This window comes from Rathayibacter sp. AY1A5 (assembly GCF_002930875.1).
In the GTDB taxonomy this organism is placed as follows: Bacteria; Actinomycetota; Actinomycetes; order Actinomycetales; family Microbacteriaceae; genus Rathayibacter.
In genome coordinates this window covers 80,560-97,725 of sequence record NZ_PSTM01000006.1, presented here as the reverse complement: position 1 = coordinate 97,725, position 17,166 = coordinate 80,560, and the positions used below count along the sequence as shown (strand labels likewise).

Below are 17,166 nucleotides of genomic sequence, written 5' to 3'. Positions count from 1 at the left end.
GGCGGAGAGGTGCTGCTTCATCGGGTGCTCCCTTCCAGAGCGGGCTCCGGCGACCGGCGTCCGGGGAGGTCGGCGAGGACCTCGTCCCAGTCGCGGTGGAACCGGGCGAGGCCGTAGCGCGCGAGCGCGGCCTCGCGGGCGACGGCGCCGGCGCGGGCGGCGCGGTCCGGGTCCTCGACGAGCGCCCGGGCCGAGGCGACGAGGGCGTCGAGGTCGTTCGAGACCGCTCCGGCCTCGGGCGGGACGGCGCGCCCCGCCTCCGTCACGTCGAGCGCGACGACGGGCATCCCGAGGTGCATCGCCTCCAGCAGCGCGAGGCCGAGGGAGGTCCAGCGGAACGGGTGCAGGTAGACCCGGCGGCGGGCCAGGGCCGCGTGCATCGCCTGCGTGCGGACGTCGCCGAGGACCGTCACGTCCTCCAGGCCCGGCAGCTCGGCGAGCCGGTCGGTCTTCATCCCGAAGACGTCCAGCGGAGCGACCGCGCCGAAGCGGGGGAGCAGGTCGGTCCCGGCGACCCGGCCCCGGCGGACGGGCTCGTTGACGACCACGCCGAAGTGCGGCAGCTCGCCGGTGTAGAGGGGACCCGGGTCGTGGATCCCGTGCTCGATCACCGTGGTCCGGGTCGATCCGGTGTCCCACATCAGGGCGTTGAAGTGGGTGACGTGGACGATCAGCAGGTCGTCGCGGTCGGCGAGCGGGTGGCGGTTGTCCGGCACGTTCCCACGCGGGGTGTTGTGCTCGACGTAGACGGCGGGCACGTCGCGGCCGAGGCGTCGCCCGAGCAGGCGCTCGGCCTCGGCGAGCTCCTCGGGACGCTGGAGGAGGACCGCGTCGACGTCGGCGTCGTGCAGCTCCTCGGGGGCGATCTCGGCGGCGCTCGGCCAGTCGCGGCCGCCGGTGCCCAGGCCCCAGCCGTCGCGGGCCGGAGTCGTGGGGAGCAGGTAGGTGTGGGCGCCGCGGACGAAGGCGTCCGCCCAGCCGCCGTGCACGTGCCAGAGCAGGATCCTCATGCGATGGCCTCTCTCGGGGAAGTCGTGGGTCGGAGTCGGAGGGCGGCGGCGACCGCCTCCTCGGCGCTCACCCCCGCGAGGCACGGATGGCCGGGGACGGGGCACACGCGGGCGCGCGAGCCGGCGCAGGGCGACTCCTGGTCGCCGAGCAGCGCGACCGGGACGCCGTAGGGCGCCCAGCGCACGGCCGGGACGACCGGCGCGAAGAGGCTCACCACGGGGGTGCCGACCGCGGCGGCGAGGTGCGCGGGGCCGGTGTTGCCGCAGATCACGACGTCGGCGCCGGCCAGCACCTCGGCGGCGTCGGCGAAGTCGGTGGCCCCGCCGACGTCGATGCCGCGGGTGCCCGCGACCTCGGCCGTGAGGGAGCGCTCGCCCGGGCCGCCGGTGACGACGACGGCGAGGCCCGCGTCCGCCAGCAGCTCGACGGCGCGGGCCGCGTTCGCCGCCGGCCAGGCGCGGGCGGGGACGGCTGCCCCGGGGTGCACGACGGCGTAGGGGCCGATCCCCTCGAGAGCGGCGGGCAGCACGCCCTCGCGGCGCACGCGGAGCCGTCCGTCGTCGCCGGCGGGCAGCGCGAAGCCGGCCGCCGCCGCGATCGCGAGCGCGCGCTCCGGCTCCGGCTGGTCCTCCTCGAGGGTCTCGCCCGGGACGAGGCGCACATCGAGCAGGGCGCCCGCGAAGTCGACCGAGGCGCCCGTGATGCGGGCGACACCGGCGAGGCGGAGCAGCAGGGCCAGCGGCAGCGGCGACTGGTGGAAGGAGGTGAGGATCACGGCCTCGTCCGGCGCGAACTCCTCGACGATCGCGCGCAGCTCGTCGACGAGCTCGGAGTCGACGGGGCGGGAGGCGTCGCCGATCCACGGGCACCACCAGGTGCGGACGGAGGAGGGACCCGGCAGCAGCGCGGCCGCGGGCGCTCCCTGCGGACCGCTCAGCAGCAGCACCTCGGCGTCGGCCGCGATCGCGCGGACGGCGGGTCCGCACAGCAGGACGTCTCCCGCGCTGTCCAGGCGGGCGACGAGCACGCGGCGCTTCACTCGGCGTCCTCGTCGGGCTGCATCGCGAGCAGCAGCTCGACCGCCTCGAGGAGCGTCGCCGCCTGCAGCGGGGCGGCGTCCACCTCCTCGGCGCGGGTGATCGGAGTCGGAACCAGCACTCCACGGGCGCCGGCCGCGGCGGCGGCGCCGACGTCGGCCCCGATGTCGCCGATCACGGCGAGCGAGCTGGCCGGCAGTCCCAGCTGCTCGGCGGCGCCGAGCACCATGCCGGGCCGGGGCTTCCGGCAGGAGCAGCCGTCCTCCGGGCCGTGCGGGCAGAGCATCCACACGTCGAAGCCGCCGAAGAGCTCGTCCACGCGCCGGTTCACCGCGTCGGCCTGGCCGCGGTCGATGATCCCGCGGGCGATCCCGGACTGGTTGGTGACCACGCCCACGGCCAGCCCCGCCTCGCGCGCGCGCTCGACCGCGGCGAGGGCGGTGGGCATCGGGGAGACCTGCGCCGGGTCGCCGTTGTAGGGCACGTCGACCACGAGCGTCGCATCGCGGTCGAAGAGGATCCCCCGCAGGCGCGGGGCCCTCGCGCGCTCGTCGGCGCTCCGGGAGGAGGAGTCGTTCACCTTCTCCTCGTACCCCTCGACCGGGGATGTAAACCCCCTTCCGGAGAAGTCGGTCCCTCCGGGCGCGTCGCTCGCATCTGCGGGCGGCGCGTCTGAGGTGCGCGCAGCGGGGTACGGGGACTCCGACAGGAAGGAGGCGCCGTGCGCGCTCTCACCGCCCCGGACGGGACTCCGGAGATCCTCGCGCTGCGCGCCCTCAAGCTCGGCGACCTGCTCGTCGCCGTCCCGGCGCTCAAGGCCCTGCGCCGCGGCTTCCCGGACCACCGGCTGATCATGGCGACCACGCCCTGGCTCGAGCCGATCGTCGACCTGGTCGAGGGCCTGGACGCGCTCGTGCCCACCCTCCGCGGACTCGACGACCCGCTGCCGATGGCCGCCGGCCGGGTCGAGCTCGGCGTGAACCTCCACGGCAACGGCCCGGAGTCGCGGCTGCGGCTGCGCGAGATCGCGCCCGAGCGCACTCTCGAGTTCCGCGTCCCGGCGCTGGACCCGGGCACGGGCCCGGAGGACCCGCGGCCGCTCTGGATCGACGGCGAGCTCGAGCGTGCCCGCTGGGCCCGCCTGGTGAACTCGATCGGTCTCGACGCCGACCCCGAGGACGTCGCGATCGCCGTCCCGGAGGAGCCCGCCTCGGCCCCCGGAGCCGCCGTCGTGCACATCGGGGCCTTCTACGGCTCGCGCGAGTGGCCGGAGGAGCGCTTCGCCGCGGTGGCCCGCTCCCTCACCGCCGAGGGGCACCGCGTCGTCTACACCGGGGGCGCGAACGAGGCCGACCGCGCCCGCCGCGTCGCCGAGCTCGCCGGCACGGGCGAGGTACTGGCGGGGGAGCTCGCGCTCAGCGGGTTCGCCGCGGTCGTCGCGGCCGCCGAGGTCGTGGTGACCGTCGACACCGGGGCCGCGCACCTCGCGTCCGCCTACGGCGTCCCCTCGGTCGTGATCTTCGGTCCGGCACCTCCCGAGGCCTGGGGTCCTCCGGCCTCGGGTCCGCACGTCGTGCTGACCGACGCCTCCCTCCGCCGCGGCGATGTCTTCTCCGCCGAGCCGGACCCGGCGCTGCTCGCGGTCCAGGTCGACGACGTCCTCGCCGCCCTCTCGTCGCTCCCGTCGCGTGCCGAGGCCCACCTCAGGCGGACTTCAGCCGCGTCGCCGGTCGGACCGGAGTGACCGTGGCCACGCGGGCCCGGGGAGCGCGCGGCTGATGGCTGCGCGAGGGGGCGCCGAGCCGGTCGGCGAGCTGCGCGAGGATCCGCCGCTGCAGGCGCGAGACCTGCATCTGCGTCGTCCCCAGGGCGTCGGCTATCTGCTGCTGGGTCCGCTCCTCGACGAAGCGCATGCGCAGGAGCTCGCGCTGGCCCTCCTCGAGCTCGGCGAGGGCCTCGGCGAGCCCGTGCCGCCGGTCGATCTCGAGCAGCCGCTCGTCCTCGCCGCCGAGGGTGTCGCCCAGGCCGACGCCGCCCTCGCCCACGGTCTCGTCGAGGGAGAGCGGATGCCCCGCGAGGCGCGCGTCGGCCACCTCCGTCGCGTCCACTCCGAGGCGGCGGGCGATCTCCTGGTCGGTGGGGTGACGGCCGAGCTCCTGCGCGAGCTCGTCGGCGACGACGGCGGAGCGGCGGTGCAGCTCCTGCACGCCGCGCGGCGGCCGGATCATCCAGCCGAGGTCGCGGAGGTGGCGCTTGAGCTCGCCGGTGATCGTGGGGACGGCGAACGCGGCGAAGCTGTCGCCGCGCTCGGGAGTGAAGCGGCGGGCGGCCTTCACGAGGCCCACGTAGGCGACCTGGCGCAGATCCGCCCAGTCGCCTCCGCTCCTGGAGACCCGGCGGGCCATGGCCTCGGCCAGGCCCAGGTGGTCGAGCACGATGCGCTCGCGGATGCGCGCGCCCTCGGCGGCCTCCGCGCTCACCGCGGCCTGGAAGAGCGAGAGCGTGCGGGCGTCCTTCTCCTCCCGTGCCGCCTCGGTGAGGGCGCTCGGGCGGTCGGTGCGGGGGTCGAGATCGATCGTGCTCATCAGTGCTCCTTCCGGGCACGCTCGCGCGGAGGCCCGGCGCGGCCTGCGGTGCGGCGCTCGGGCCCTCTCGACGAGAGGCCCGAGGTCAGCGCACCACTGCTCCTGCTCGCTCGGGGAGTCCGTTGACTCGGAGCAGTGCTGTCCGGTAGAAGCAGTCGCCGCGAGGCGCGCACCGTGCCCGGGGCGGAGGCGCCACGGCCCCCGCGATCCCGGGCGCCGCACCGGCTCCCGCCGGTAGGATCGGCCTCGTATGTCTGAGCTCACCCCGCCCCTGGAAAGCGCGCCGGACGCGCACCCGTTCACGACCGCGACCGGGAGCGACGTCCGCGTCCGCTTCTGCCCCTCGCCGACCGGGACCCCGCACGTCGGCCTCATCCGCACCGCCCTGTTCAACTGGGCGTACGCGCGCCACACCGGCGGCACGTTCGTCTTCCGCATCGAGGACACGGACGCCGCCCGCGACAGCGAGGAGAGCGTGGAGCAGATCCTCGACGCGCTGCGCTGGCTGAAGCTCGACTGGGACGAGGGCGTCGGAGTCGGCGGCCCGCACGGCCCGTACCGGCAGTCCGAGCGCACCGATGTCTACCTCGACGTGATCGCGCGCCTGACGGCCTCGGGGCACCTCTACGAGAGCTACTCCACGGCCGAGGAGATCGACGCGCGCAACGAGGCGGCCGGCCGCGCGAAGCAGCACGGGTACGACAACCACGACCGCGATCTCACCGAGGAGGAGCGCGCCGCCTTCCGCGCCGAGGGCCGCGCCCCGGCGCTGCGCCTGCGCGTGCCGGACGCCGACCTGTCCTTCGACGACCTGGTCCGCGGCCCGATCACGTTCCCCGCCGGCTCCTTCAGCGACTTCGTCGTGGTGCGCCCCAACGGCCAGCCGCTCTACACGCTGGTGAACCCGGTCGACGACGCGATCATGCAGATCACCCACGTGCTGCGCGGCGAGGACATCCTGCCCTCGACCGCCCGGCAGATCGCGCTGTACCACGCGCTGATCGACATCGGAGTGACGACCTTCGTCCCGCGCTTCGGGCACCTCCCGTACGTGATGGGCGACGGCAGCAAGAAGCTCTCCAAGCGCGACCCGTCCTCGAACCTCTTCCACCACCGCGACCGCGGCTTCATCCCGGAGGGCCTGGTCAACTACCTCGCCCTGCTCGGCTGGTCGCTCACGCACGACCGCGACGTCTTCTCGATCGACGAGATGGTCGCCGCCTTCGACGTCGCCGACGTGAACCCCAATCCGGCCCGATTCGACCTCAAGAAGGCCGAGTCGATCAACGGCGACCACATCCGCCTCCTGGCCGTCGACGACTTCACCGAGCGGACGATCCCGTACCTCGTGGCGGCCGGAGTGCTCGCGGGCGAGCCGACCGCCGAGCAGCGCGCCGTGCTCGACGCCGCCGCACCCCTCGTGCAGGAGCGGATCGGCCTGCTCGGGGAGGCCCCCGGCATGCTCGGGTTCCTCTTCACCGCGTCCGACGCGCTCGAGTACGACGAGGACGCGCTGAAGGGCCTGCCCGCGAACGCCGGCGAGGTGCTCGCCGCCTCGATCGGCGCCCTCGAGCTCGTCCCCGCGTCCGAGTGGCTGACGGCCTCGATCCAGGAGGCGCTCGCCTCCGCGCTGATCGAGGGCCTCGGCCTCAAGCCCCGCATCGCCTACGGGCCGCTGCGCACGGCGGTCTCCGGACGCCGCGTCTCGCCGCCGCTGTTCGAGTCGATGGAGATCCTCGGCAAGCAGGAGTCGATCGCCCGCCTCGACCGCCTGGGCGCTCACCTCGGCGCCTCCCGGCAGGCCTGACCGTGGCGGAGACGGTCGGCGGACGCTACGACGTCGTCGTGATCGGCGGGGGCCCCGCCGGGCTCTCCACCGCGCTCAACCTCGTCCGGGCGCGCCGGAGCGTGCTGCTGCTCGACAGCAACCGCCCGCGGAACGCCGCGACCCTGCACTCGCACGGGTTCCTCACCCGCGACGGCATCTCGCCGCTCGAGCTGCGCCGCCTCGGCCGCGAGGAGTTCGAGCGCTACGAGGCCGCCGAGGTGCACAACGCCCTCGTCACATCGGTCGAGCGCTCCGGCGGCGAGTTCGTGGTCGGCGCGCGCGGCGTGCGCGGCAGCGCGGACCGCTCCGTCGTCGCCACCGCCGTCGTGGTCGCCGCGGGGCTCCTCGAGACGCCGCCCGCGCTCCCGAGCCTGCGCGCCTACTACGGCACCGCCGTGCACAGCTGCATGGAGTGCGACGGCTACGAGAAGGCGGGGGAGGCGCTCGCCCTGATCGGCGAGACCGACGACCTCGCGGAGCGGGCCATGCTCCTCTCGCAGTGGTCGACCGACCTGATCGTCTTCACCAACGGCGTCGGGACGGTGAGCGACGCCGACGAGTCGCTGCTCGCCTCCATCGGCATCCGGGTCGACCGGCGCCCGGTCGCCGACCTCGCCGGGGAGCGCGCCGAGATGACCGGCGTCCGCCTCGTCGACGGCGACGTCGTGCCGCGCACCGGCGCGTTCGTCCGCCCCGTCTGGACGCCCGCGCTGGACTACCTGGACGCGGCCGGCCCCGACCGCGACGCCGACGGCTTCCTCCGCGTCGACGCCGGTGGCCGCACGTCCGTCCCCGGCCTCTACGCCGCCGGCGAGGTCACCCCTCCCGGCCCGCAGCAGCTGATCGTCGCCGCCGGATCGGGCGCCCAGGTCGCCTCCGCGATCAACCGCGACCTCGTCCGCGCCCGCCTCGGCGAGGCCGCCCCGGAGTCCGAGGGCAGCGTCGTCCGCGGCTCGATTTGAGCGGGATGCCCGCGTAGGGTACTGTCGTCTCTCGGCGCTCGGGTCTCGATCCGGTCGCCGCCTGGTCCCGGGATCACCTCCGGATGACCATTGGGGTATGGTGTAATTGGCAACACGGCTGATTCTGGTTCAGTTGTTCTTGGTTCGAGTCCAGGTACCCCAGCACTGATTTCTCGCCGCAACGCGGCGAGGTGCTCCTCTGAAACCGTCGTTCGGTTTCTCTCGTCCGCCGCGCAATGCCTCGGCTGCGAACGACCCGCTCCTCGTCCGCGATCAGGTCAGGGCAAGCGTGCCAGCCGCTCCCGCAACCCGTCGTCGCAGACGTACACGTACGTCCCGCGGATCCCGCGCGTGAGCAGGACGGTGTAGACGTTTCACACGTGAGCCAGCAGGCTGTAGATGATCCCGAGCTTCGGGTTGTTCTCGCGCCCCTTCTTGTCGAAGTAGTGCGACCGGTCGAAAGCGATGCGTTGCGACCGCTCGTTCCAGCGGAGGTCGGGCCCGATGATGACGCCGGCGTAGTTGAGGTCGTAGCCCTGCAGGGTGGGTATCGAGCCCGCCTCGTGCGTTGTGCCGGCGGAGTTGATCCAGTCCTTCGTCGTCGAGTTCCAGCGCAGCCGCTCCTCGCCGATGACGATGTCCGCCGCGTCGGACTTCCGACTGATCCAGGGCCACGCGAACCCTGTGGCGAGCCGGGCGAGGCCGTGCTCCTGCTCCCTCAGCCGAAACTCGCGCCGAAGGGCGCCGAGGTCTTCGAAATATCGGAGGTCGTACTCTCCGAAGTCCTCCAAACAGGCGGGGAGTCGCTCAGCACGGAGCGGATGTTGCCGACGCAGTCCTTCTCCGCCGAGATGAGCATCTGGGAGCGCAGCGGGTAGAGGCGCCCCTCCGCGCGCGCTTCCGCGAGGACCGCGGAGGTCGTCGCGAGCGGCAGGTCGGCTGGGCGGACGGTCTGGCCGGTGCCGAGCAACAGGATCGTGTGCCGGCTCTGCTTCCGGATCCAATCGAGCTGGGTGTACTGCGGCGAGTCCTCGCCGAACAGGCGGGAGGTGATACCAATGAAGCTGCGGCCTGACGGGCCCGAAGGCTAGCTTGGCAGGCCAGCAGGCTCGACGATCACTACGCCGTGAAGATGCTCGCGAGCAAAGGAGCGGGGGACTGGTGGCGACCTCAAAGTTACGCAGGGACCCTACTGTGCTTCCAAGTGGAGGTATCGACGAGAATGTCCGTTTTCAACGACGAGGCGATCTTCGTGAGCGCCAATTTGTCGACAATGCCTTCCCCCGAGAGGACTTTACGAGCGAATTGAGCGTCTTCGGGGGCTATTTGCACGACTGCTTCAACGGTTGTGCGCCAGCGTGCGCCCGATACAGAGTCGTAATCCATTCTCGCCCGGAATCGTGGGCCTGTGGACGTGTTCATCTCGGCTAGGAGCGCCGCGCCAACTAGACCGGTAAATTGGGCCACGAAAGAAATGTTGTGAATGGCGCCGGAATTGATTGGCAATCCGATGTTTTGGTTTTTATCCCAGATAACCGAACCCTTGCTGAGAATCTCGATCGTGATAGCGGGGGTGAGGGCCACGTCAGCAAGCGACTGCAGGGGAACTGTAAAATCCAACCGGAGATCAACTCCGCGTTCTGCTTCGTGTACCGCCCGATTGATTGTCGCTTGCGCGACCTCCCCATCGCCCACTCCATCTCCGAACTTGATGGTCAATACGGGACGGCGGGTCTCCATTCGGTCTGATAGGTCGCGCTCTCGTTCACGCATTTCATAAAGAAGAACAATGATAAGTCCGGCAAAGGCCATTCCGGAAAACAGCGAATTTGCGGCGCCGAACATGTCACCGACAACACCTAATTCCGCTAGAGGGTGCCCCCAAATAGCCAACCAATCGTGCAGATAAACAACTGCTATGAGCGATAGGCCAAGAAGAAGTAGAACACCAACTAGACAAATTCCGAACCAGACCCACGGAGAATTCCTGCCACGTGGCTCTGTCTTCCTGCTAGATGATCTCACTGACGACACCCCTTAACCATCTGAGCAATTTCTCCCGTCGTTCCGTCGCGTAGCGCACCCCAGGACTGAAACCCTGCGAGGCCAGCGCTGCCGGGTCGAGCGCAAAGTCTGGAACGCCCGAACCTGCGCGTAACCGCGTTCTGACAATAGTGGCGCTTGAGCTGCTCAGATAAATGACGCGCATAAGCTCAGTTTTTACCGTGGCTGGCCCGATAATGCCGTACCCGGACTCGTATTCAAATTCTCGAATTTCGAGCTGAGCGAGTTTGTTCCCGTCGATTGGATCTTGGACTCCATTTATGCGCGCGAGCCCTCGAAGCGCTCGTGCGAACACTAGATTCTCTCCGCGGGATTCACGCTCAAATGGCGCGTTCGCGAAGCGCGCCGTTTCGCCCGTCCTGATCGTGTCGCCGCTTCTAACCAGAGCAATCACGTCCTTGTCTGAAAGGCCGTTGAGCCGGAGAACCGAATTCCAGTAGATGTCGAGAGTAGCGGCGGGACCCAGGCGAGGAAGCGAGGAGGCGGCAAGGAGTACAGCGCGCTTTGATGGCAGATCAGCAGGGCCGACCACGCCTGCAGTGGCGGCCAGAAGGGTAAGTGCGTCGGCATAATTGTTGATAGCTTGGGGCCACGCGTCCACAATATCCTCGGGACGAATTTCGAGAAGGTCGCTCGCCCGCAAACCTCGTACGACACTGCTGCCTTCCCTCGCAAGATCAAGCGCCACCAGGCGAAGAATGTCGAGCGTCGTTACGTCGAAATCAGTGAGAATGGGCCGCCCCTGACTCAGTTCCTCCCAGCTTTTTCGCAAATCTTCACCGAGGGAGCTAGCACGAGCGTTTGCAAGGTCAAAGACGTCTATTGGTACCCCCGGGGTATTAATTGCTTCAAAAATTTGCGCCAGCTCAGACACTCCTTTATGCTCAGCGAGTAGCACGCAGGGCACGTTGTAGTGAAGTAAGCGCCTGAGTTTGTCCTGGCTGCTCGTCTGGCTGCCTGAGGGTGCCGGAGACCATTCAAAGAGTTGATCTTTTTCTGTGTCGCGAGCTTGGTTCAGTGCGAAGCCGTATGCGCCGACGCCAGATATTGCCTGATAAAGCGCAGTCAGGCGTTGCTGTCCGTCTAAAACTAAATACCGAACACCATGAGGACGCAAGGTCGGCGCGCCAGCAATCGGACGCATCGGTAGTTCTGGTAGCGGCGGTACCAACAGCAAGGTGCCAATTGGCCACTGACGCGCAACACTGTCGAGCAATGCGGCGACTTGAGAAGGAGGCCAAACAAAATCCCTTTGGAAGTTCGGCAGCCCAATGACTCCATCATCGACCATTCGCACAAGCTGGCCGACTGAAACGGCGAGCATCTCTTGCATCACCTACGCACCTCACCGTTCAGCGGGGAATGAACCGCACTTGCGACACTAGAGGTAACCACACGGTAAAGGCTATGTCTCGCTCGTCAACGCTCCTAGTGGCGGAGGCACTGCTCGACGCCGACGTAGACCCGGCTGTCGTCATGAAGCACGTAGACGACAGGCCAGTTCCGATGCCGGGGATCGACCTCGCCCCAGGTCCGCACGCTGTCGAGGTCGAAGGGGAGCGAGTGGAGCTCAGAGCCGGTCATACCGGTCGCTCCTGCCGCGGGACTTGTCCACCGGGTACTTCTGCCGCGTCTTCTCGAGCTTGCTCAGCACGATCTCGTCCGCATCGACTCCGAGCCGGTCGGCGAGCAGCAGGCAGTAGGTCAGCACGTCGGCCAGCTCGTCCACCGCCGATGCGCGATCTCCGTCTCCCCACTGGAAGCACTCGAAGAGTTCTCCCGCCTCGATGCTGACGGCGTCGATCGCCGTCGTCGCAGTATCCCCCGCTAGGCCGACGCGGCCGTCGTTCGGCCATGACACGATGGAACCTGTACGTCTCTCAGGTGCCCGCGTCGCGCGGGTCGGACGAAAGGTCGCCCGCCCATGGAACCGGATCTCCTCTGGATCGTCCTCGCAGGGATCGCCGTCGGCGCCGTCCTGCTGATCGCCCTCATCGGCTTCTTCCTCTTCCGCGCCTGGTACCAGGTGCCGCAGGCCGACGAGGCGATCGTGATCGTCGGCAAGAAGCAGAAGGGCGAGGACGGCCTCACCTCGAACATGACCGTCATCACCGGCGGCGGTGCGTTCGTGAACAAGCTGACCCAGCGGTCGGACCGCATCTCACTGCGCTCCCGCCAGATCAAGATGGAGCCGGTCGCGCAGACGAAGAACGGCGTGACCATCCACCTCGCGGGCGTCGCCCTGGTCAAGATCGGCTCCACGGCCGATCAGGTCCGCGCCGCCGCCGAGCGCTTCGCCTCGCAGGACCAGTCGATCGACGTCTTCACGACCGAGCAGCTCGAGGGCGCCCTCCGCGGCGTCGTCGCGAAGCTCAGCGTCGAGGAGGTCATGCAGGACCGCCAGAAGCTCGGCGACGAGATCGCCGAGGGCATCAAGGGCGACCTGCTCGCTCAGGGCCTCGTCCTGGACTCGTTCGCGATCCAGGGCGTCACCGACCGCAACGGCTACATCGAGGCGCTCGGTGCGCAGGAGATCGAGCGCGTCCGCCGCGAGGCCGACGTCGCGCGGATCAACGCCGCCCGCGAGGTCAAGGCCCGCCAGCTCGCCACGGACGAGGCGAACCTGATCGAGCAGACCGCCTACGACAAGAACACCGCCGCCGCGAAGTCCGAGGTCGGCCGCGCCAACGCCGAGGCCGAGCAGGCCGAGAACCTGGCCCGCGCCGAGCGCGAGCAGGCCGTCCTCGTGCAGCGCGCCGAGAACCGGCAGGCCGAGCTCGACGCCGACGTCAAGCGCGTCGCGGACGCCGAGAAGTACCGCCGTCAGACCGAGGCCGACGCCGACGCGTACGGACGCGAGAAGAAGGCCGAGACGGACCGCCAGGTCGCGCAGCAGGTCTCCGACGCCGAGGCGTACGCCGTCCAGCGCCAGGCGGAGGCGCGCCAGGCGTCCGCCGCCGCCGAGGCCGCCGCCGTGAGCGCCCGCGCCGAGGCCGAGGCCCACGCACTGCGGGCCAAGGCGGGCGCCGAGGCCGAGGCGCTGCGCGCGAACGCGACCGCCGAGGCGGAGGCCATCCGTGCGAAGGGCGAGGCGAGCGCGGCGGCCATCGCGGCCGAGGCGGAGGCGCTCCGCGAGAACCAGGAGGCGATCCTGGGTCGCGAGCTCATCGGGCAGCTGCCCTCGCTCATGGCCGAGTTCGCCAAGGGCTACCAGAACGTCGGCTCGGTGACGCTGATCGGCGGCGACACCGCCGGCACCCACATCGCCCGCGAGCAGGCGGCCGGCCTCGCCGCCACGTTCGACAGCGTCAAGTCGGCGACCGGCGTCGACCTCGGGGCGATCCTCCAGGGCCAGGCCTTCGGCCGCGGGATGGCCACGGGCGGCTCCGTCGTTCCGACCGGCGCGTCGGTGGCGACCGGATCGGGTGACGCCCCGCGTCCGTCCGGCACCGGCGACCCGACCGCCGTGGCCTCCACGAGCTGACCGCAGGGTCCCGCTGATCCCCGGCGGTTCCACCACCGCCGCCGCCGTGCTCGTCGGTGGGCGCCCGTCGGCGTCCGCCCTCGAGCACGGCGTGCGGCGTTCTGCGCGACCGGGTCGTGCCCCTGCCCGGAGTCGAGCAGCCCCCCACTCAGGCCAGCGGCTTGCGCATCTGCAGGGAGGTCGTCTCGTAGCCGAGCGACTCGTACAGAGCCCGCGCGGCGGTGTTGAAGCCGAACACGTTCAGCGCGAGGGCGGAGCCGCCGCGGGAGCGGACGTGCGACTCCGCGAGCAGCATCGCCGCCCGGCCGAGGCCGAGGCCGCGCTCGGCGGCGTCGATCTGCACGTCCCAGACGTACCCGACGCCCTCGAGTCCGCTCGGGTGCGGGCCGAGCCAGAGCGACCCGACCGCGCGGCCGTCCTCGGAGACGAGGAGCACGTCGTGCCCGGCGGCGGGGGAGCCGCCCGGGAAGTACTTCTCGTACGAGGCGTCGGCGTTGCGCGTCGCGGCCGCCTCGTCGTCGCCGGCGCGCATCCGGTCCTCGATGTACGCCGAGCGCTGCACCCGCATCCAGGTGGCGAGAGCGGCGGCGGGCATCGGCTCGAGCGTGACGGTCATCCCCTCACGATCCCACTCCTCGCCCGCCTCCCGCGCTCGATCCGTCGCGAACGGCCCGCACGGGATCCGCGGACGGGCCGTTCGCGACGGATCGCCGCCGGCCCGGCTCAGTCCGGGGTCCGCTCCGCGTGCTTCCGCTTCCCCAGGCGGGTGGCGAGGAACAGCAGCGTCCCCACGACCACGTAGCCCGCTGTCGCCAGCCAGACCACGCCCGTCTGCTGCGTCAGCAGCACCACGCTCGCGATGGTCGCGAGCACCGGCACGACGCGCGGCACGGAGTAGTGGGCGTGGTCGACGCGGTCCTTCTTCAGCACCAGCACCGAGACGTTCGCCGCGATGAACACCAGCAGGAGCAGCAGCACCGTCGTCTCGGCGAGAGTGCCGACGTCGCCGATGAGGCTGAGCAGCATCGTCACTCCGCCGACGACCACGATCGACACCCACGGCGTGCGGCGGCCCGGCAGCACCTTCCCGAAGGCGCTCGGCAGCAGCCCGGAGGTGGCGAGCCCGAAGCCGACCCGCGACGCCATCACCATGAACAGCAGAGCGCCGTTCGCGATGGCGACGAGCGCGATCAGGCCGAACAGCCACGGCGGCACCGCCACTCCGCTCGCCGCGACCACGTCCAGCAGGGGGCCGCTGGAGGCCGCGAGCTCGTCGTTCGGCAGCACGATCACGGCGCCGAGCGCGATCAGGAGGTAGACCACGGCGGCGGTGATCAGCGCACCGAAGAGGGCCCGCGGGTAGACCTTCGAGGGGTTCCGCACCTCCTCGGCCATGTTCGCCGCGGCCTCGAAGCCGAGGAACGAGAAGAAGGCGACGATCGAGGCGGCGAACGCCCCCTGCAGCGGAGCGACGTCGGGGTTGAACTCGAGCACGCGGGAGGCGTCGCCGTCGCCGGAGCCGAAGAAGACCGCGGCGCAGACGATGACGATGACCAGTCCGCTCACCTCGATCACCGAGGCGACCAGGTTCGCCGTCAGCGACTCCTTCACACCGCGCAGGTTCACCAGGGTGAGGATCGCGATGAAGACGATCGCGGTCGGGATCGGCGGCACGTCCAGCAGAGCCCCGAGGTAGTCGCCCGCGAACGCGTTCGCCAGGGAGGCGGCCGTCGTGATGCCGGAGGCCATCATCAGGAAGCCGATCAGGAACGAGAGGTACGGCTTCCCGAACGCGCGGTCCACGTAGCGCGCCGCCCCTCCGGCGTGCGGGTACTTGGTGATCAGCTCGGCGTACGTGCCCGCGGTGAGCAGGGCGACGACCAGCGCGATCAGCAGCGGCAGCCAGATCACGCCGCCCACGTCCTCGGCCATCGTGCCGACCAGGGTGTAGATGCCGGCGCCGAGCGTGTCGCCCACGATGAAGGCGAACAGCAGCGGCCCGGTGATCACCCGCTTGAGCGACGCCTTCCCGGGAGCGGTCTCGGCGGTGTCCGTCGTGTCGGTCATCCGGACACTCCACCGAAGCGGAGGGTCCGAGCGCAAGCCTCGCCGCCCGATCGCTGCGAGATTTCTCATCATCGCGACCCGTGTGGCAGGGGCCCGGGCGACGAGGCCTCCCACAGCGCGCTGATCCCGGGACTCGGGCGATCGGCCGCATCAGAGGGAGCGGACCCGGTGCGCACAGGGTGAACAGGGGGCGACCGCGCGTGCCGCCGCGCGCCCGCACTGGGTAGGCTGGAGCGCTTCGTCGTGAGTGGAGCGGTCGCGGAGGAATCATGGGCAAGAAGCGCAACCAGGGACGATCCGGAGGCGGTCAGAGCGGGTCCGGCGGTCAGGGCGGCGGCCGCACGGCCGAGACCGCGCTGATGGTGCGGTTCCGCAGCTGGTACCGCTCGCACCTCGCCGAGGTGGGAATGCAGCACGAGCACCTCGAGGCCGACGAGGCCGTCGAGGTGCTGACCGACCTCTTCGCGATGACCCGCGACCTGCGCCCGCGCGGCTCCTTCGCCCAGCCCGACGCCGAGCTGCTCGAGGCCGTCTTCGACCAGATCGAGGCCGACCTGTCGGGGGAGGAGAGCGAGGCCGACCTCGACGACACCCTCTTCACCGTCGCCGAGGTCGTCGAGCACTTCCTAGACTTCCTCACCGACGAGGACCTCTGGACCGGCACCGACGAGGAGCTGGACGAGTGCCAGGCCGTCCTCGACGAGGTCCTCGACCTCGCCGGCTCCTTCGTGGAGGCCGTGCTCGACGACCTCGCCGAGCTCGACGAGGTCCCGGCCGAGGAGCAGCTCTCCGCCGTGCGCGCCACCGCTCTCGTGCACGCCGCCGACGTCGTGGTCGAGCACCTCGCCGCCGACGACGGCGCGACCCTCACCGAGCGCGCCGCCCGCGAGATCGCGGTCGAGGCGGGCATCTCCTCCGCGGGATCCACCCCGAGCGACGACTCCGTCCGCATCCCGGTCTCGGCCTGGTGGGATGCGCTGGTCGGCTCGGCCGTGCTCGAGCAGGAGGGATCCGCCGCAGGTCTCGGCGAGGCCGCCGTGCTCTGGCGCAGCTCCGACGCGCACGAGGCCGCCGCCGAGCGCATCGCCTACGTCGCCCGCTTCCTCGAGCAGTGGATCCTCAGCGCCCAGACCGCGCTGGCGGCCGCCGACACCGAGGACGGCGCCTTCTCCCCGGAGGAGCGCGCGGTCACCACCACCGACGCCGTGCTGGTCCGCATCGCGGTCGCCTGCCAGGCCGAGATCCACCCGGGCCTGGTCGTCGGCGAGCTGGTCGACGAGCTGGCAGCCGACTCCGGAGTCTCGCTCGACGAGGCCCTCGACGAGCGCGAGCGCATGGTCGGCACGGCCGAGCGGATGCTCGACGACACCGCCGAGCTCGGGCTGCTGCTGCACTCGCCCGAGTTCGGCTACGCGGTGCCGGAGGGCCTGGCGCCCGTCCTCGCCTCCGTCGTCCGCGCGACGGTCGTCCTCCTCGGAGAGCGCGAGGCCACCCGCCTCGAGATCCTCGACGAGGCGACCCAGGACACGGCGACGGCCTACGCGCTCCACGTCGCCCTGCTCGGGACCAAGCCCGTCGTCTGGCGGCGCCTCGAGCTCTCCTCCGAGTCGTCGCTGCGCGATCTGCACCTCGCGCTCCAGCTCTCGCTGGGCTGGACCGACGCGCAGCCGCACTACTTCAGCGTCGGCGTGCCCGACGAGGAGCAGGCTCCGATCGGCTCGCCGTCCGACGCGGAGGAGTTCGGCGCCGACCTCGTGGACGAGGCGGGCGTCGCGCTCGCCGAGGTGCTCGAGCAGGAGCAGGACGAGCTCTTCTACGTCTACGACCTCGAGGACGAGTGGCGCCACGTCATCCGTCTGGAGTCGATCGCGCCGCTGTCGTCGGCTCTGCCGCGCTGCACGGGCGCGCGCGGCGCGGCTCCGCTCGACGTGCCGGGAGGCTCCGCGGCCTGGGCCGACACGGTGCGGGCGGCGACCGACCCGTCCTCGGCCGACCACGCGGAGGCGCTCGAGGCTCTCGGCCTCGCCGCCGGAGCCTCGTTCGATCCGGCCGCGGTCGACGTCGACGGCATCAACCGCTCGCTCGGACTCCTGCGCTCCGCGGTCTGACGCCCCGCCGGGGGGCGTCA

At 70.9% G+C, this 17,166-nt stretch carries 16 protein-coding genes and 1 tRNA gene; 6 read left to right on the top strand and 11 right to left on the bottom strand.

Annotated features, from left to right (window positions below; all coding sequences use genetic code 11):
• Positions 1–17 precede the first annotated feature (17 nt).
• The 3 genes from C5B98_RS05785 to C5B98_RS05775 are packed head-to-tail and all read right to left on the bottom strand — an operon-like array spanning position 18 to position 2,628.
• Positions 18–1,010 (bottom strand): glycosyltransferase, encoded by a 993-nt coding sequence (locus C5B98_RS05785; RefSeq protein WP_104327441.1) that lies wholly within the window; start codon positions 1,008–1,010, stop codon positions 18–20.
• The gene (locus C5B98_RS05780) at positions 1,007–2,050 is read right to left on the bottom strand and encodes a glycosyltransferase family 9 protein (RefSeq protein ID WP_104327440.1); all 1,044 of its coding nucleotides are present in this window, start codon (positions 2,048–2,050) and stop codon (positions 1,007–1,009) included. The genes C5B98_RS05785 and C5B98_RS05780 overlap by 4 nt, the downstream gene beginning before the upstream one ends.
• Complete coding sequence (locus C5B98_RS05775; protein ID WP_104327439.1) at positions 2,047–2,628, bottom strand: HAD-IIIA family hydrolase; 582 nt, start codon at positions 2,626–2,628, stop codon at positions 2,047–2,049. Before C5B98_RS05775 ends, C5B98_RS05780 begins: the two co-directional genes overlap by 4 nt.
• A gap of 141 nt (positions 2,629–2,769) precedes the next feature.
• On the opposite strand from C5B98_RS05775, the gene C5B98_RS05770 reads away from it, so the two are divergent.
• Positions 2,770–3,792 (top strand): glycosyltransferase family 9 protein, encoded by a 1,023-nt coding sequence (locus C5B98_RS05770; RefSeq protein ID WP_104250152.1) that lies wholly within the window; start codon positions 2,770–2,772, stop codon positions 3,790–3,792.
• On the opposite strand, the gene C5B98_RS05765 is transcribed toward C5B98_RS05770, so the two are convergent.
• Positions 3,752–4,633 carry a sigma-70 family RNA polymerase sigma factor gene (locus tag C5B98_RS05765; RefSeq protein WP_104226266.1) on the bottom strand — a complete coding sequence of 294 codons (882 nt, stop codon included), beginning with the start codon at positions 4,631–4,633 and terminating at the stop codon, positions 3,752–3,754. The genes C5B98_RS05770 and C5B98_RS05765 overlap by 41 nt on opposite strands.
• A gap of 250 nt (positions 4,634–4,883) precedes the next feature.
• Here C5B98_RS05765 and gltX point away from each other — a divergent pair, with 250 nt between their 5' ends.
• From gltX to C5B98_RS05750, 3 genes are all read left to right on the top strand, one after another.
• On the top strand, positions 4,884–6,440 hold the full coding sequence (gene gltX, locus C5B98_RS05760) for a glutamate--tRNA ligase (protein ID WP_104327438.1): 1,557 nt from the start codon (positions 4,884–4,886) through the stop codon (positions 6,438–6,440).
• Positions 6,441–6,442: 2 nt separating this feature from the next.
• Positions 6,443–7,423, top strand: a complete 981-nt coding sequence (locus C5B98_RS05755) for an NAD(P)/FAD-dependent oxidoreductase (RefSeq protein WP_104276156.1) — start codon at positions 6,443–6,445, stop codon at positions 7,421–7,423.
• Between the two features lie 91 nt (positions 7,424–7,514).
• Positions 7,515–7,586 (top strand) — tRNA-Gln (locus tag C5B98_RS05750).
• A gap of 211 nt (positions 7,587–7,797) precedes the next feature.
• Here the strand turns inward: C5B98_RS05750 and C5B98_RS17215 are convergent.
• The 5 genes from C5B98_RS17215 to C5B98_RS05735 all read right to left on the bottom strand — a co-directional run bounded on the left by C5B98_RS17215 (position 7,798) and on the right by C5B98_RS05735 (position 11,291).
• Positions 7,798–8,214 carry a DUF2075 domain-containing protein gene (locus C5B98_RS17215; protein WP_258063443.1) on the bottom strand — a complete coding sequence of 139 codons (417 nt, stop codon included), beginning with the start codon at positions 8,212–8,214 and terminating at the stop codon, positions 7,798–7,800.
• A gap of 385 nt (positions 8,215–8,599) precedes the next feature.
• Complete coding sequence (locus tag C5B98_RS16590) at positions 8,600–9,268, bottom strand: hypothetical protein (protein ID WP_146076894.1); 669 nt, start codon at positions 9,266–9,268, stop codon at positions 8,600–8,602.
• Between the two features lie 166 nt (positions 9,269–9,434).
• Positions 9,435–10,820: a DUF262 domain-containing protein gene (locus C5B98_RS05740; protein WP_104327437.1), complete on the bottom strand. Its 1,386-nt coding sequence runs from the start codon at positions 10,818–10,820 to the stop codon at positions 9,435–9,437.
• A 95-nt stretch (positions 10,821–10,915) separates the two neighbouring features.
• Positions 10,916–11,071 (bottom strand): hypothetical protein, encoded by a 156-nt coding sequence (locus C5B98_RS16855; RefSeq protein ID WP_181065464.1) that lies wholly within the window; start codon positions 11,069–11,071, stop codon positions 10,916–10,918.
• On the bottom strand, positions 11,058–11,291 hold the full coding sequence (locus C5B98_RS05735) for a MazG-like family protein (protein ID WP_258063452.1): 234 nt from the start codon (positions 11,289–11,291) through the stop codon (positions 11,058–11,060). Before C5B98_RS05735 ends, C5B98_RS16855 begins: the two co-directional genes overlap by 14 nt.
• A 120-nt stretch (positions 11,292–11,411) precedes the next feature.
• Here C5B98_RS05735 and C5B98_RS05730 point away from each other — a divergent pair, with 120 nt between their 5' ends.
• Positions 11,412–12,971: an SPFH domain-containing protein gene (locus tag C5B98_RS05730; RefSeq protein ID WP_104327435.1), complete on the top strand. Its 1,560-nt coding sequence runs from the start codon at positions 11,412–11,414 to the stop codon at positions 12,969–12,971.
• Positions 12,972–13,119: 148 nt separating this feature from the next.
• Here the strand turns inward: C5B98_RS05730 and C5B98_RS05725 are convergent, their stop codons facing one another.
• Entirely contained in the window at positions 13,120–13,587 is a 468-nt protein-coding gene (locus C5B98_RS05725) for an N-acetyltransferase (protein WP_104327434.1), read from the bottom strand.
• Between the two features lie 107 nt (positions 13,588–13,694).
• Positions 13,695–15,038 carry an APC family permease gene (locus C5B98_RS05720; RefSeq protein ID WP_104226270.1) on the bottom strand — a complete coding sequence of 448 codons (1,344 nt, stop codon included), beginning with the start codon at positions 15,036–15,038 and terminating at the stop codon, positions 13,695–13,697.
• A 269-nt stretch (positions 15,039–15,307) separates the two neighbouring features.
• Between C5B98_RS05720 and C5B98_RS05715 the strand changes: the two genes are divergently transcribed.
• Positions 15,308–17,146: a plasmid pRiA4b ORF-3 family protein gene (locus C5B98_RS05715; RefSeq protein WP_104327433.1), complete on the top strand. Its 1,839-nt coding sequence runs from the start codon at positions 15,308–15,310 to the stop codon at positions 17,144–17,146.
• Positions 17,147–17,166 lie beyond the last annotated feature (20 nt).

Bases quoted from the DNA above. Each gene is read 5' to 3' on its own strand.
- C5B98_RS05785 (WP_104327441.1), bottom strand. From the start codon at position 1,010: ATGAGGATCCTGCTCTGGCACGTGCACGGCGGCTGGGCGGACGCCTTC.
- C5B98_RS05765 (WP_104226266.1), bottom strand. From the start codon at position 4,633: ATGAGCACGATCGATCTCGACCCCCGCACCGACCGCCCGAGCGCCCTC.
- gltX (WP_104327438.1), top strand. From the start codon at position 4,884: ATGTCTGAGCTCACCCCGCCCCTGGAAAGCGCGCCGGACGCGCACCCG.
- C5B98_RS16590 (WP_146076894.1), bottom strand. From the start codon at position 9,268: ATGTTCGGCGCCGCAAATTCGCTGTTTTCCGGAATGGCCTTTGCCGGA.
- C5B98_RS05740 (WP_104327437.1), bottom strand. From the start codon at position 10,820: ATGCAAGAGATGCTCGCCGTTTCAGTCGGCCAGCTTGTGCGAATGGTC.
- C5B98_RS16855 (WP_181065464.1), bottom strand. From the start codon at position 11,071: ATGACCGGCTCTGAGCTCCACTCGCTCCCCTTCGACCTCGACAGCGTG.
- C5B98_RS05730 (WP_104327435.1), top strand. From the start codon at position 11,412: ATGGAACCGGATCTCCTCTGGATCGTCCTCGCAGGGATCGCCGTCGGC.
- C5B98_RS05725 (WP_104327434.1), bottom strand. From the start codon at position 13,587: ATGACCGTCACGCTCGAGCCGATGCCCGCCGCCGCTCTCGCCACCTGG.
- C5B98_RS05720 (WP_104226270.1), bottom strand. From the start codon at position 15,038: ATGACCGACACGACGGACACCGCCGAGACCGCTCCCGGGAAGGCGTCG.
- C5B98_RS05715 (WP_104327433.1), top strand. From the start codon at position 15,308: ATGGGCAAGAAGCGCAACCAGGGACGATCCGGAGGCGGTCAGAGCGGG.